Origin of the sequence: Amycolatopsis sp. NPDC051045, assembly GCF_040682955.1 — a bacterium.
GTDB lineage: Bacteria > Actinomycetota > Actinomycetes > Mycobacteriales > Pseudonocardiaceae > Amycolatopsis.
In genome coordinates this window covers 100,200-114,612 of record NZ_JBFBCC010000017.1, presented here as the reverse complement: position 1 = coordinate 114,612, position 14,413 = coordinate 100,200, and the positions used below count along the sequence as shown (strand labels likewise).

At 73.5% G+C, this 14,413-nt stretch carries 9 protein-coding genes; 6 read left to right on the top strand and 3 right to left on the bottom strand.

The window, feature by feature from the left end; all coding sequences use genetic code 11:
* Position 1 precedes the first annotated feature (1 nt).
* From AB0M80_RS32975 to AB0M80_RS32950, 6 genes are all read left to right on the top strand, one after another.
* Positions 2-1,225, top strand: a complete 1,224-nt coding sequence (locus AB0M80_RS32975) for a class I SAM-dependent methyltransferase (protein ID WP_364572756.1) — start codon at positions 2-4, stop codon at positions 1,223-1,225.
* Between the two features lie 174 nt (positions 1,226-1,399).
* Positions 1,400-1,828, top strand: coding sequence for a DoxX family protein (locus AB0M80_RS32970; protein ID WP_364572754.1), 429 nt, complete (start codon positions 1,400-1,402; stop codon positions 1,826-1,828).
* 186 nt (positions 1,829-2,014) lie between these two features.
* Positions 2,015-3,067: a sigma-70 family RNA polymerase sigma factor gene (locus AB0M80_RS32965; protein WP_364572752.1), complete on the top strand. Its 1,053-nt coding sequence runs from the start codon at positions 2,015-2,017 to the stop codon at positions 3,065-3,067.
* Positions 3,054-3,398 carry a hypothetical protein gene (locus AB0M80_RS32960; protein WP_364572750.1) on the top strand — a complete coding sequence of 115 codons (345 nt, stop codon included), beginning with the start codon at positions 3,054-3,056 and terminating at the stop codon, positions 3,396-3,398. The genes AB0M80_RS32965 and AB0M80_RS32960 overlap by 14 nt, the downstream gene beginning before the upstream one ends.
* Positions 3,399-3,486: 88 nt before the next feature.
* Positions 3,487-4,389, top strand: coding sequence for an alpha/beta hydrolase (locus tag AB0M80_RS32955; RefSeq protein WP_364572748.1), 903 nt, complete (start codon positions 3,487-3,489; stop codon positions 4,387-4,389).
* Positions 4,390-4,508: 119 nt separating this feature from the next.
* Positions 4,509-5,909, top strand: a complete 1,401-nt coding sequence (locus AB0M80_RS32950) for a nucleotide disphospho-sugar-binding domain-containing protein (protein WP_364572747.1) — start codon at positions 4,509-4,511, stop codon at positions 5,907-5,909.
* 143 nt (positions 5,910-6,052) lie between these two features.
* On the opposite strand, the gene AB0M80_RS32945 is transcribed toward AB0M80_RS32950, so the two are convergent.
* Genes AB0M80_RS32945 through AB0M80_RS32935 form a run of 3 tightly spaced genes read right to left on the bottom strand, consistent with a single transcriptional unit; the run spans position 6,053 to position 13,982 of the window.
* The gene (locus tag AB0M80_RS32945; protein ID WP_364572746.1) at positions 6,053-7,705 is read right to left on the bottom strand and encodes an AMP-binding protein; all 1,653 of its coding nucleotides are present in this window, start codon (positions 7,703-7,705) and stop codon (positions 6,053-6,055) included.
* Positions 7,702-12,915, bottom strand: coding sequence for a type I polyketide synthase (locus tag AB0M80_RS32940; RefSeq protein WP_364572745.1), 5,214 nt, complete (start codon positions 12,913-12,915; stop codon positions 7,702-7,704). The genes AB0M80_RS32945 and AB0M80_RS32940 overlap by 4 nt, the downstream gene beginning before the upstream one ends.
* Positions 12,912-13,982 carry a methyltransferase gene (locus AB0M80_RS32935; RefSeq protein ID WP_364572744.1) on the bottom strand — a complete coding sequence of 357 codons (1,071 nt, stop codon included), beginning with the start codon at positions 13,980-13,982 and terminating at the stop codon, positions 12,912-12,914. Before AB0M80_RS32935 ends, AB0M80_RS32940 begins: the two co-directional genes overlap by 4 nt.
* Positions 13,983-14,413: the final 431 nt, after the last annotated feature.

The window sequence follows — 14,413 nt, the reverse complement described above, 5'->3', positions numbered from 1 at the left end:
AATGGAAGAAACCACTTGCCGGGTCTGCGGTGCAGCGGTGCTCGAGTTCGCCGACCTGGGCGACCAGCCGACGGCCAACGGGTTCCTGCTGCCCGAGGAGGTGGCCGGGGAGTTCCGGTTCCGCCTCGCGGTCGGCGCCTGCACCCGGTGCCGCCTGGTCCAGCTGGTCACCGTGGTGCCGCAGGAACTGCGCTACCACGCGGGCTACCGCTACCACGCGTCCGGCTCCGCCAGCCACCGCGACCACTTCGCGGCCGACGCCCGGCACTTCCTCGAAGCGGAACTGACCGGGCCGGACCCGTTCATCGTCGAGATCGGCTGCAACGACGGCGTCATGCTCGGCACCATCGCCGCCGCGGGCGTCCGCCACCTGGGTGTCGAGCCGTCCGGGAACGTCGCGGACATCGCCCGGGAGAAGGGCATCCGGGTGCTGTCGGCGTTCTTCGACGAGGAGTGCGCGGCCGCGGTGCGGGCCGAGCACGGCCCGGCCGACGTCGTCTTCGGGGCCAACACCATCTGCCACATCGCCCACATCGACTCGGTGTTCCGCGGCCTGGACACGCTGCTCACCCCGGGCGGGGTGTTCGTCTTCGAAGAGCCGTACCTGGAGACGATCGTCAGCGGGATGGCGTTCGACCAGATCTACGACGAGCACGTGTACTACTTCAGCGTCGCTTCGGTGCGGGCGATGGCCGAGCGGTTCGGGTTCGAGCTGGTCGACGCCGAGCGCATCGCCATGCACGGCGGCGAAGTGCGCTACACGATCGCCCGCCCGGGCGCGCGGGTGCCGTCGGCCCGGCTGGCGGGGCTGCTGGCCGAGGAGGAGGCGAGCAAGCTCAACGAGCCGGCCACGCTCGCCGAGTTCGGGCGCAACGTCGCTCGCATCCGCGACGACCTGATGACGCTGCTGCGGCAGCTGCGGGCGGACGGGAAGCGGGTCGTCGGCTACGGCGCACCGGGCAAGAGCTCGACGGTGACCAACTACTGCGGCATCGGCACCGACCTGGTGCCGTTCGTGTGCGACTCGACGCCGGCGAAGCAGGGCCGCCTGCTGCCCGGCTCGCACCTGCCGGTCCGCCCGCCGGCGGACTTCGCCGACCCGTACCCGGACTACGCGCTGCTGTTCGCGTGGAACCACGCCGAGGAGATCATGGCCAAGGAGCAGGCGTTCCGCGAGGCCGGGGGGAAGTGGATCCGCTTCGTGCCCGACGTCGAGGTGATCTGACCCAGGCCGGGAGCAGGGGGCCGCCACCGGAGTGATCCGGTGGCGGCCCCCTTTGTGCTGCCCAGGGACGTTTTGTGGGAAATTCGCGCGACGACCGATGAGTTTCGGCGAGCCCGGCCGTCGTATTGGGCAGAGGCGGCGAACACGCCGGACACCGAAACGAGGGAGATCGTCATGACTCAGCAGAACGTCGCCACCCGCCAGGTCCCGGGCACGACGGCCAAGCGGCCGGGCAAGGCCCTGAACATCGTGCTGTGGGTGCTGCAGATCGGCCTGCTGGCCGAGTTCGCGCTGGCCGGCATCGCCAAGGTCACGGCCAACCCGCAGATGGTCGACATGTTCGCCGAGATCGGCGCCGGGCAGTGGTTCCGCGTGCTGACCGGCGTCCTGGAGCTGGCGGGCGCCATCGGACTGGCGATTCCCGCGCTGTGCGGCCTGGCCGGGCTCGGCCTCGCGGCCCTGAGCGTCGGCGCGACCATCACCAACCTGTTCGTGCTGCACACGAACCCCACCATCACGATCGTGCTGTTCGTGATCGCCGCGGTGGTCGCGTGGGGCCGTCGCGGGCGCACCGCCGAGCTGGTGAACCGGTTCCGGCGATGACCGGCGGCCGCGGCCGTCCCGCCCGCCGCCGTGCGGGACGGCCGCGACGCTTCTCGGAAAGTGCGCTTTCGGCGGGAAAACCGGCAGGCGGGGTCACAGCGTGGTGATCGGCCGTCACGCCAAGCCGTATGGTCGTGGCGGAAACGCGTCGCAGGTCTTTCACGTGAATCGATCACGGAGGATTTCATGAGTACACAGGGAACGGTCGACGAGGACCGCACGCAGGTCGCCGCCGCCCTGGCGGGAGACCGTGAGGCGTTCGGCGGCTTCGTCGAGCGGTACCGGGCGGCGCTGCAGGTGCACTGCTACCGGATGCTCGGTTCGCTCGACGACGCGGAAGACATGGTCCAGGAGACGTTCCTGCGGGCCTGGAACAAGCGGGCGAGCTTCGAGCGCCGCTCGGCGTTCCGCTCGTGGCTGTACCGGATCGCCACCAACGCGTGCCTCGACCACCTCGACCGGCGCGGGCGCCAGGCCGTGCCGGCCGACCTCGGGCCGAGTGCCGAATCGACGGCGTCGCCGGGTGAGGTGCCGTGGCTGCAGCCGGTGCCGGACCGGCTGCTCGACGAGGCGGTCTCCGCCGAGAGCGACCCGCAGGCGGTCGTCATCGCCAAGGAGACGATCGAACTCGCGTTCCTGACCGCTATCCAGTACCTGCCCCCGCGGCAGCGCGCGATCCTGGTGATGCGGGACGTGCTGGGCTGGCCGGCCAAGGACGCGGCCGAGCTGCTCGGGATGACGGTCGCGTCGGCGAACAGCGGGCTGCAGCGGGCCCGCGCCTCGCTCAAGGAGCACCTGCCACCGCAGCGCTCCGAATGGGCGCCGGACACCGACCCGACCACGGCCGAGCGCGCCCTGCTGCAGCAGTACATGGACGCCCACGAGCGCGTCGACCTCGACGCGATCACCGAGCTGCTGTGCGCGGACGCGCGGCTGACGATGCCGCCGCACCCGGCGGCGTTCCTCGGCCGGGACGCGATCGTCGAGTTCGCCGGCCGGACGGTCGGCGAAGGCCGCTACGGCGAGTTCCGCGTGCTGCCGACGCGCGCCAACCGGCAGCCCGCGTGCGCGAAGTACGTGCGCCGGGCCGGGGACGACCAGTTCCGGGCCCAGTCGCTCGACGTGCTCCGCTTCGCCGACGGGAAGGTCGCGGAGATCACCACGTTCATGCCGGACGTGTTCTCCGCGTTCGGCCTGCCGCCGACGTGGGAGCTGGGCGAGCGAGATGCGGCGCGATGAGCATGACCCGCCGGCCCTGCCGCACGGACCGCCGCCGCGGGCGTTCCGCCGCCGGGAGGTGGTCGTCCCCTCCGACCGGCCGCAGGCCATCGGGCCCGGGTGGCCGGACGGGCTGGTCGTGGTCCGGCGCGGCACGCTCGAGGTGCTGACGGCCGACGGCGGGCACGCCCGGTTCGGGCCCGGCTCGGTGCTGGCCTTCTCGAAGGCCCTGGTGCCGGCGATCCGCGGCGGCGACGGGCAACCGGCGGTGCTGGTGGTGGTTTCGCGGCGGTGCCCGGCCCCGCGGACGGCCGAGGACGCGGAGGACGGCGACCGCGTCCCGGGCCGGTGACCCCCCGCCGAACCGGGCTTTCGAGGAGATGCCCCGCCGCACCCGGCCCGGCCATACTCGGCTGGACCGGCGAGGAGCGGAGCGCTGAATGAACGAGCCGCGGTTCGCCACCGGAGCAGGTGGCGGTCCCCGACCATCCACTGTGGACGAACTCGTGGCCGGTCGGCTGCGCGTTCCGGGCGCGAGCCTGTACTACGAGGTGCGCGGAACGGGCCCGGCGCTGCTGCTGATCCCGACCGGCAACGGCGACGGCGGCCCGTACACCCCGCTCGCCGAGGCGCTGGCCGGTCGGCACACCGTGATCACCTACGACAAGCGCGCCTATTCGCGCAGCCCGCTCGACGCCCCGGACGAGGGGGCGGACCGGGTGCGGGCCGATGTCGAGGACGCCCGCGCGCTCATCGAGCACGTGGCGGGCGGCCGGGCCGACGTGCTGGGCGGCAGCTCGGGGGCCATCGTGGCGCTGGAACTGCTCACGCGGCACCCGGAGTGCGTCGGCACCGCGGTCGTGCACGAGCCGCCGCTGGCGTCGGTCCTGCCGGACGCCGCCGGGTGGCTGGCGTTCTACGCGGACCTCTACCGGACCTACCAGGACTCCGGGCCGTCGGTCGCGATGGGCGTCTTCCGCGAGCGGATGGGCATGCGGGGCACGACGAAGCCCCCGGACGACGCGCAGCTCCCGCCGGACGAGCTGGCCGCCATGCTGGCGCGGATCCGGGCCAACCACACGCTGTGGTTCGAGCGGGAGGTCCGTGCCTACCCGGCCCTCGTCCCGGACGTCGAGGCGCTCCGGCCGCTCGCCGGCCGGCTGGTGCTCGGCGGCGGCGACAAGTCCCGCGACGACTTCCCCTACCAGCCGAACCGGGTGCTCTCGGCCCGCCTCGGCGTCCCGATCACCCACTTCCCCGGCGGCCACGTCGGGTTCGTCACCCACCCGGCGGCGTTCGCCGACGCCCTGTCCGAGCTGCTCACCGCCCGCCGCCCGCGATAGCCGCGCCGATGGTTACCCAGCCGACCACGGGTAACGCGCAACCGCGGAGATGCGACGCCGCACGTCCGGGCGCTGAGATGAACTCGCCCGCCGAGCCCCGCCACGAGAAGGAGATCCCCATGCGCGTCCTGTTTGCCTGCTACCCGGCGCACGCGCACTTCTACCCGTTCGCCACCACCGCGTGGGCGCTGCAGAGCGCGGGCCACGACGTGCGCGTCGCGACCTTCCACGGCCTGACGAACATCATCGCGGCCGCGGGGCTCACGCCGGTGCCGCTCGGCGACCCGGATTCGATCGAGGCCCGCTTCCTCGAGGACGCCGGGCTCCCGAGCGCCGGCGACGAGATCGACCGCTACGCCCAGGCGCTGGCGATCGAGCCGCACGAGCGCGACGCGTGGGACGTGTTCTACCAGTACATGCTGCTGCCGTGCGGCGACTACCTGCGCCCGGACCGGCCGGAGGCGGCCCAGCTGGTCGAGTTCACCCGTACGTGGCAACCGGATCTGGTGATCTACGACCCGACGTTCCCGATCGCCGCCATCGCGGCGAAGGCGTGCGGTGCGGCGCAGGCCCGGTTCTTGCTCGGCCCGGACATCTACGCGTGGAGCCTCGACCGGCTCGCGAGGTACCGCGAGCAGGTGCTCGCCGCCGGCCTCGACGAGAACCCGCTCGGCTCGATGATCGCGCCGGTGGCGGAGCGGCTGGGCGTCGAGATGGGCGACGACCTGCTGTACGGACATTGGTCACTGGACGCGGTGTCGCCCGGCCTCCGGATGCCGACGAGCGCCAAGACGGTCCCGGTCCGGTACGTGCCCTTCGCGGGCGCGTCCGAGCTGCCGAGCTGGCTGTACGAGAAGCCGGAACGCCCGCGCGTCGCGGTCTCGCTCGGGGTGTCGACCCGCCAGGCGTACGCCGGCTCGCACGTGCGGGACGAGGCCGAACGCGGCGAGAACGCGTTCGAGTTCGAGGCGAACCCGGAGGTCGTCCGGCTGACCATGCTGATGGAGGCGCTGGGCGAGCTGGACGTCGAGGTGATCGCGACGTTGAGCGAGGGCCAGCTCGCGGGCATCCCGCCGCTGCCGGCCAACGTCCGCGCGGTGCACTACCTCCCGCTGCCCCAGCTCCTGCCGACGTGCACGGCCCTGATCCACCACGGCGGCATCGGCACCCTGGCCGCGGCGACCGGCGCGGAGATCCCCCAGCTGATCTTCGACACCGGCGAAGCGGCCCGCGTGGTGGTGACGGTCCAGGAGGACGGCACCATCGAGTACGCGATGCCGGACAAGAAGGTCGAGGCGACCTGGACGTCCACGTTCGTGATGGACCACGGCGCCGGCGAGCGCCTCAACCACAAGACGCAGTCGGTCGAGGAGATGCGCAAGCTGATCCAGCAGGTCCTGGAGAACCCGTCGTACCGCGACGGCGCCCGCGCCCTGCACGACGAGTGGCTGGCGACCCCGGGCCCCAACGACATCGTCCCGACGCTGGAGGTCCTGACGGCGCACCACCGGTCGCGCTGACCGGTTTCTCCGGCCCCGCACGCGGCTTCGGCCGCGTGCGGGGCCTTCGGCGTTCCGGGTGGTCCTTTGTGGATCAAGTGCCCCGGGGAAGCAAAAAACCGGGGCCCGGCGCGAACGCCGGGCCCCGGTTGCCTTCCGCAGGACTAAAGCAGCTCCCGCAGCACTTTCTTGTCCGCCTTGCCGACCGCGGTGTGCCGGAACGCGTCCAGCACCTCCAGGCGTTCCGGGAGCTTGAACGCCGCCAGCCCGCGGGCCGTCAGCGCGGTGCACAGCTGCTCGAGCGTCAGCGAGTGCCCCGGGTGCAGGCGGACGAACAGGCACACCCGCTCGCCCAGCTCGAGGTCCGGCATCGGCACCGCCGCCGCTTCCGCCACCGCCGGGAGTTCCTGGGCCAGCAGTTCCACCTCCGCCGCCGAGATCTTCTCGCCGCCGCGGTTGATCAGGTCCTTGACCCGGCCGCACACGACGAGGTCGCCCGCCGGGGTGATGCGGACCAGGTCGCCCGTGCGGAACCAGCCGTCCGGGGTGAACGACTGGCGGTTCACCTCCGGGACCCCGAAGTAGCCGCGGGGCGTGTACGGCCCCCGCGTGAGCAGTTCGCCCACCTCGCCCGGGGCCACCGGCTCGCCGTCCGGGTCCACCAGCAGCAGCTCGTCGAACGGGCTGATCGGCTTGCCCTGCGTGCCGTGCGCCTCCTCGTCGGACGCGCCCGGTGCCGTGTAGCAGACCAGGCCCTCCGCCATCCCGTACACCTGCTGCAGCCCGCAGCCCAGCGCCGGCCCGATGCGCGCCGCCACCTCCGGTGCCAGCACCGAACCGCCCACGTGCAGGTGCTGCAGGCTGCCGAGGTCGCGCGTGTTCTCCGCGGCCGCCTCGATCCACCTGAGCGCGACCGCCGGGACGGCCGAGGTGGCCGTGACGCCCTCCGCCTCGATCGCCTCGAACACCGCGTCCGGCCGCGGCGACGGCAGCAGGACCGCCCGGCCGCCGGCGTACAGCGCGCCCAGGATCCCCGGGTTGGCGAGCGGGAAGTTGTGGCCGGCCGGGAGCACCGCCAGGTACACGGTGTCCGGGCCGAACCCGCAGGCCGCCGCGCACCGGCGGATGTTGTACTCGTAGTCGTCGTGGGTGCGGGCGATCACCTTGGGCGTGCCCGTCGTCCCGCCGGAGAGCAGGAAGACGGCGACGTCGGAGCCGGACGGCGCGTGCTCGTCCAGCCACTGCCGCCGGGCGGCCGGGTCGCCGGACTGCTTGATCAGGCCCCGCACGTCGACGTGGCCCGCCCGCACCTCGTCGCCCACCACCAGCACCCGCACCGGGTGCGGCAGCGTGGCCGCGACCCGCTCCGCGAGGTCCTGGTGGTCGTAGCCCTTCCAGCTGTCCGGCACGACGATCGCCTTCGCCCCCACGTGCGCGCCGATCGAGGCCAGCTCGTGCTCGCGGTGCGGCGGCAGCATCATCACCGGCACCAGCCCGAGCCGGAAGCAGGCGAACGTGACGACTACGAACTCCCACTGGTTCGGCAGCTGCACGAGCACCGTGTCGCCCCGGCCGAGCCCGCTCGCGGCCAGCCCGGTGGCCAGGCCGTCGGCGTGCTCGGCGAGGTCGCGGTAGGTGAGCCGGACGTCGCCGTCCACCACCGCGACCCGCTCGGGCCGGCGCGCCGCCCACTCCCACAGGGAGGCGCCCAGCGGCCGGCCGCGCCAGCAGCCGGCCGCCCGGTAGGCGTGCGCGAGGTCGGCGGGCCACGGCACGACCCGCTCGGTGATCCCGTTGTCCGCCAGGAGTTCGCTCACGCCGCCTGCTCCAGTTCCGCCGGGTCGAGCCGCTCGGCGAGCAGCTCGGCCACGGCCTCGACGGTCGGCCGGTCCCAGAACAGCGTCGACGGCAGCTGCAGACCGAACCGCCGCTCGAGGCCGCGGCGGATCCGCACCGTCATCACCGAGTCGAGACCCATCTCGACCAGGGGCCGGCGGGGGTCCACCTCGGCGGCCGGCAGCTTCGTCTCCGCCGACACCTGGTCTCGGATCTCCGCGGTCAGCACCGCCGTGAGCTCCGCCCCGGTCAGCCCGGCCCACGGCTCGTCGTGCTCCGGTTCGCCGTCCTGGCCCGTCGTGTCCTCGGGCAGCGCCGAGAGCAGCGGCAGCCGGCGGTCACCCGGGCCCAGGGGCACCGTGCGCAGCACGGCCGCGTAGCCGAGGTCGTGCCGCTCGATCAGCTCCCACGCGGCGAACGCGTCGGCCGGGGCGATGTCCGCGGTGCCGCGAGCGGCGAGCTCGACGTCGATGATCTCCGACGACGTCGACATGCCGAGCCCGCGCCACGACGTCCAGCCGAAGCTGGTCGTCCCGGTGTCCCCGGCGGCGCGCCGGTGCGCGGCGAGCGCGTCGAGGAACGCGTTGGCCGCCGCGTAGCTGGCCTGCCCGGGCAGGCCGAGCAGGTAGCCGCTGGAGGAGAACAGCGCGAAGAAGTCCACGCTCCCCGGCGGGTACAGCCGGTGCAGCGTGAGCCCGCCGTCCACCTTGGGCCGCAGCACCGTGCGCAGGGACTCCTCGTCGAGCGTGCGCAGCTCGCGGTTGTCGAGCACGCCGGCCGCGTGCACCACCCCGCGGACGGGCGGCAGCCCGAGCGCGGCGGGGGCGAGCAGCCGGGCGGCCTCGGCGTGGTCGGCGATGTCGACCGCGACCGGGACCACGGTGACGCCCAGCCGCTCCAGGGAGCGCACGGCGTCGAGCTTCGCCTTCGCCTCGGGATCCGTGACGGTGTCCCAGGTGTCGCGGGGCGGCAGCCCCTGGCGGCCGGCGAGCACGATGCGCCGCGCCCCCCGGTCGGCCAGCCACTGCGCGACCCGCAGGCCGAGCACGCCCAGCCCGCCGGTGACCAGGTAGGTGCCGTCCGGCTGGCAGCCGCGTGCCCGTCCGGCCGGCTCGCCTTCGAGCGGGAGCAGGCGGGGGACCAGCGGTTCGCCGTCCCGGATCGCGACGACGTCTTCGCCGCGAGCCGTCGTCAGCACGTCGAGCAGGGCCGGGACGTCCTCGGGGGAGTCGCCGACGTCGACGACCCCGCCCCAGATCTCCGGGTGCTCGCCGCCGACGATCCGGCCGACGCCCCACGTGGACGCGTGCGCGAGCGCGGCTTCGTCCGCGCCGGACCGCACGCCCTGCGTGACGCACCAGAGGCGGGCCTGCGTCGAGGCCAGCCGCTGGGCCGTGGCCGAGAGCAGCCACGACGCCTCGGCGGCCGCCGAGGCGACCGTCGCCGGCCGGGCCCGGCCCGGCACGACCAGGATGTCGTACTCGCCGGTCAGTTCGTCCTCGGTCAGCTCGTCCGGCGCGCCGATGACGCGGAACGGCACCGCCGCACCGGCCAGCCGCTCGGTGAGCCGGCCGATCAGCGCGCTGTCCGGCCCGAGGAGCACGGCGGCCCGCCGCGGCTGCGGTTCCCCGCTCTCCAGCGCCACCCAGCCGAGAGGGTGGACCAGCTTGTGCGGGCCGACCCCGGTGCCGGCGTCCGCCGCCGGGGCACCGTCCAGGACGCCGTAGCGCAGCCCGGTGAGCCTGCCCACCACGGCACCTTCGCCGTCGGCGATCTCGACGTCCACGGTGAGCTCGCCGGTCTGCCGCACGGTGATCACGGCCTGCGCGGGCGGCGTGTCCGCCAGCGAGACCCGCGTGATGTGCGCGGGCATGCGCAGGATCGGCTCCCCGGTGAACACGACCGACGCGGTCGACAGGGCGGCGTCGAGGACCGAGGCCCAGGTGTCCGGACGGCGCTGCGGGTCGGGATCCGCGCGGACGGTGGCCACGAGCGTGCCCTCGCCGCGGTGGAGCTGCTCCACGACCCACGGGAACCCCATGGCGGCGACGCCGAGCGAGGCCAGCCGGTCGATCACGAACCCGGCGGGCAGTTCCTCGGTGGTGGCGGCGTCCCCAGCCGGCTCCGCGGCGGGGTCGGTGCGCGGCTCGAGCGTGGCCGTGGTGTGGGTGGCCCAGCCCTGCTCGGCGGTGTCCTCGCCGGGTGTCCCGCGCCCGCTCAGCCGGCTCGACAGCCGGATCGTCCCGTCCTGCAGCACCACCTGCAGGTCCCGCGTGCTGGTGACGCTGACCGGGACGCGCAGGGCGACCTCGGCCAGGTCGGCCCGCGGGCCGACCGCGGCCGCCGCGGTGGCGAAGGTGTTCAGCAGCACGGCCGCCGGGATGATCTCGACGTTGCGCACCGGGTGGTTGCCGGGGTAGGGCCGCGACTCGCGGTCCAGCCGGGTCGACCAGACGTGCGCCGGCGTGGTGCCGCGCACGACGGTCCGCCCGCCGAGCAGCGTGTGCCCGGCGACGTCGTGGTGCTCGGCCGCCGCGGTGGGCGGGTCCGGTTCCTCCGCCCAGTGGGGTTTGTGCTGCCACGCGGTCGTGGGCAGGTCGGCGACGTCGCCTTCGGGCCACAGGGCCCGCCAGTCGACGTCGGCGCCCTGCCCGTGCAGCAGGCCGAGGTTGGTCAGCAGGGTTTCGCGTTCCGGCTTGGCTCGCCGCAGGGTGTGGGTGACGAACCCGTCCGTGATGCCGAGGCCGTCGAAGGTCTCGTTGATCGAGTGCTCGACCACCGGGTGCGGCGAGACCTCGAGGAACAGCCGGTGGCCGTCCTCCAGGGCGGCGGTCAGGGCCTGCACGAAACGCACCGTGTTGCGCAGGTTGGCGGCCCAGTAGGCGCCGTCGCGCGGGCTGTCCGTGCGGGGGTCGGCGAGCGCGGTGCTGTAGAGCGGGACGGTGGCCGGCCGCGGTTCGAGGTCGGCCGCGGCCGCGGCCAGTTCGTCGAGCAGCGGGTCCATCTGCGCGCTGTGGAAGGCGACGTCCGAGTCGACCAGCCGGCCACCGGTGCCTTCGGCGCGCAGCCGCTCGGTGAACTGCTGGATCGCGGTGACGTCCCCGGACACCACGGTCGACGTGGTGGCCGCGGCGACCGCGACCGCGAGGTCGGTGCGGCCGGCCAGCCGCCGTTCCACGTCCTCGGGCGGCAGCGCCACCATGACCATGCCGCCCTGCCCCGCGACCCGGCGCAGCAGCGCCGAGCGCCGGCAGACCAGCCGGGCGCCCTCTTCGAGGGTCAGCACCCCGGCGGTGACCGCCGCGGCGATCTCGCCGACCGAGTGCCCGAGCACCGCGGCCGGGCGCAGGCCCCGCGCGCGCCAGGTCGCGGCCAGCGCCACCTGCATCGCGAAGATCATCGGCTGGATGACGTCCACCGGCTGCCGGGCGTCGGACCGCACGACGGCCTTCGGCGACACCCCGAGCTCCGCGACGAAGACCGGGTCGATTTCGTCGAGCACCGCGGTGAAGGCGGGATCGGTGTCCATCAGCTCGCGGCCCATCCCGACCCACTGCGAACCGTGTCCCGAGAACACCCAGACGGCTCCCGGCCCGGCGGCCGGGCCGGCGACCGATTCCGGTCCCGAGACGGCCAGCTCGCCGAGCCGGTTGATCAGCTCGGTGCGGTCCTCGGCGAAGACCGCGGCCCGGTGCGGCAGGTGCGGGCGGCGCACGGCCAGGGTGTGGCCGACGTCGGCCAGGCTCGTGTCCCGGTGCGCGGTCAGCCAGCCGACGAGCCGGCCCGCGTTCTGCCGCACCGCCTCGGCGCTGGCCCCGGACACCGGGTACAGGGCGGGCCCGGTGTCCTCTGTGGACGGACGCTCCGCGGTCGCGTCCGCCTCTTCGAGGATGACGTGCGCGATCGTGCCGCCGTAGCCGTACCCGGAGACCCCGGCGCGGCGCGGGCCGGCCTGCTCCGGGAACGGCGTCGGCTCGGTCACCACCCGCAGCCGGGCCTCGTCCCAGGGGATGGCCGGGTTGGGCGTGTCGCAGTTGAGGCTCGGCGGGATCTCGGCGTGCTGCAGTGCCAGCACGGCCTTGATGACGCCGGCGACGCCCGCGCCGGCCTCCAGGTGACCGATGTTGGGCTTGACCGAGCCGATCAGGCAGGGCTCTTCGGCGGCCCGGCCCTTGCCGAACACCGAAGCCATCGCCGCGGCCTCGAGCGGGTCGCCCGCGCGGGTCCCGGTGCCGTGCGCCTCGACGTAGCCGACGGTCGCCGGGTCGATGCCCGCGGCCTCGTAGGTGCGGCGCATCAGGTGGGCCTGCGCGTCGCCGCTCGGGGCCATGATGCCGTTCGTGCGGCCGTCCTGGTGCACCGCACTGCCGCGCAGCACGGCGAGCACGGGGTCGCCGTCGCGCCGGGCGTCGGACAGCCGCTTGAGCACGACCATCCCGCCGCCCTCGCCGCGGCCGTAGCCGTCGGCGTCGGCGGCGAACGACTTGCAGCGGCCGTCGGGCGAGGTGGCCCCGGCCGCGTCCAGGACGAGCGAAAGCCCGGGCGCGGCCATCACCAGCACCCCGCCGGCCAGCGCCACCGGGCACTCGCCGGCCCGCAGGGCCTGCGCCGCCAGGTGGATGGACACCAGCGACGACGAGCACGCGGTGTCCACCACCGCGCTCGGCCCGCGCAGGTCCAGCGCGTAGGAAACCCGGTTGGCCACCGCGCAGTACGAGCTGCCGATGCCGGTCCACGCCTCGATCCGCGGCAGGTCCTCCAGCAGCCGGCGGCCGTAGTCGTCGGCGCCGACCCCCATGAAGACGCCGGTGTCGGTGCCGGCGAGCGACCGCGGCGGGATGCCCGCGTGCTCGAGCGCCTCCCAGGCCAGTTCCAGGACGATCCGCTGCTGCGGATCCATCAACGCGGCCTCGCGCGGGGTCAGGTCGAAGAAGTCCGCGTCGAAGCCCTTGATGTCGTCGAGGAAGGCGCCGGAGCGGGTGACATCACGCAGCGCGGCCGCGTGGGCGCCGCTCTGCCGCGCGTACCACGCCCAGCGGTCCTCCGGGACCTCGCCGATCGTGTCCGCACCATCGCGCAGCAGCCGCCAGAACTTCGCCGGCGAGTCGATCCCGCCGGCGAAGCGGCAGGCCATCCCGATCACGGCGATCGGCTCCGGCCGTGCACCGGAGTGCTCGAGCCCCTCGGTCATCGACCCTCCTGGCCGGCGGTTTCCTTGTGGGCGACGACGAGCGCGTGGCTGAAGCCCATGTCCTGGTGCAGGTCGACGCGCGCGAAGCCGGCGTCGAGCGCGGCGCGCTCCATGTCGCCCGGCGCGTAGGTCATGCCCTCGCCCGAAGCGAGCGTGAGGAAGTACGGCGAGACCAGCCCGGCCGCCATCGACCCGGTGCCCTCTTCGTTGCAGACCCAGTTGTAGACCAGGCAGACGCCGCCCTCGGGGAGGGCGTCGTAGCACCGGCGCAGCAGCTCGGTGTTGCGCTCCAGCGACCAGATTTCGAAGATGTGGAACACGAAGATCGCGTCCGCGCCCTCGGGGTAGGCGTCGTGGAGGATGTCGCCGGCGTGGAAGTGCACGCGCTTGCGCACGTCCGGGTCCTCGATGCGGCCGGCGGCCAGCTGCGTCACGCTTTCCTGGTCCATCACCGTGACCTCGAGCTCCGGGTAGCGCTTGGCCAGCTCCACGGAGTTGCTGCCGTCCCCGCCCGCGAGGTCGATGGCGTGGCGGATGCCGGAGAAGTCGTACTTCTCCAGGATCTGCGCGAACGCGCGCCGCGAGGCGTCACCCATGTTGTCGTAGAACACCTTCTGCAGGTCCGGGGTCGCGGTCAGGCGCTCGTAGAGCGTGTCGCCCGGGCCTTCGAGCCGGCGCAGGCCGACGTTGGTGTTCTGCCGGATGGACTCGGCGAAGTCGACCATCGTGGCGTTGATGATCTTCGCCTGGATGTCGACGAGCGGGCCGAGGAACCGCTCGCCCTCGCGCAGCAGCTTGCGCTCGACCATCTTGCTGTTGACGTACTTGTCGCCGCGCTTTTCCAGCAGCAGCAGGGAAGCGAGCCCCAGCAGCAGGATCCGGGCCGGCTGGCGCTCGACGCCGAGCGCGGCCGCCGTCTCGTCGACGTCCATGCCGCCCGCCGCGTCCAGCTTCTCGAACAGCTCGAACTCGAGGGCGGTGCGCAGCACCTCGAACGCGGAGGTGCCGTGGACCAGGATCCGCAGATAGTCGGCCTCAGAGATGGTTACCTTGCGACTGTCCGCCATGGTTCCTCCGTCGGATTGGCTACATCACTTTCGGATGCGACACACCTGGCGTCCATGGTTCTCCGCGGGGCCCGCGCCGCTCGACTCCGTTCATGCGATCCCGCCGGGGAAATTCCCGTTCCGCACGGAAAACGACGAGTGGCCCCGCCTGGGGCGCTGCCGGGGTGGCTGCTTGCGCGCAAGGCGCTGATGGGGGGTGATCGGGAAAACCGTCGCCGCGTCGGGGAAGCCGAGGTCTTCCGGGGCGGGCACGACTTCGATGGCGCGTTGCTCGAGGCGGCCGTGTCCGACGCCGGTGGCGGTGCGCGCGAAGCTGCCTCGCAGCTTGCGGAGATCGGGCAGCCGGCACGGCGGAAACGGGGGAAATACAACGGCAGGCACGGCTCTCGCAGATCATGGGCTTCGACAACCACATGATCACCACCGAGAGC

Excerpts from the sequence above, each read along its gene's own strand:
- AB0M80_RS32975 (WP_364572756.1), top strand. The coding sequence starts at position 2 with ATGGAAGAAACCACTTGCCGGGTCTGCGGTGCAGCGGTGCTCGAGTTC.
- AB0M80_RS32970 (WP_364572754.1), top strand. The coding sequence starts at position 1,400 with ATGACTCAGCAGAACGTCGCCACCCGCCAGGTCCCGGGCACGACGGCC.
- AB0M80_RS32965 (WP_364572752.1), top strand. The coding sequence starts at position 2,015 with ATGAGTACACAGGGAACGGTCGACGAGGACCGCACGCAGGTCGCCGCC.
- AB0M80_RS32960 (WP_364572750.1), top strand. The coding sequence starts at position 3,054 with ATGCGGCGCGATGAGCATGACCCGCCGGCCCTGCCGCACGGACCGCCG.
- AB0M80_RS32955 (WP_364572748.1), top strand. The coding sequence starts at position 3,487 with ATGAACGAGCCGCGGTTCGCCACCGGAGCAGGTGGCGGTCCCCGACCA.
- AB0M80_RS32950 (WP_364572747.1), top strand. The coding sequence starts at position 4,509 with ATGCGCGTCCTGTTTGCCTGCTACCCGGCGCACGCGCACTTCTACCCG.
- AB0M80_RS32940 (WP_364572745.1), bottom strand. The coding sequence starts at position 12,915 with ATGACCGAGGGGCTCGAGCACTCCGGTGCACGGCCGGAGCCGATCGCC.
- AB0M80_RS32935 (WP_364572744.1), bottom strand. The coding sequence starts at position 13,982 with ATGGCGGACAGTCGCAAGGTAACCATCTCTGAGGCCGACTATCTGCGG.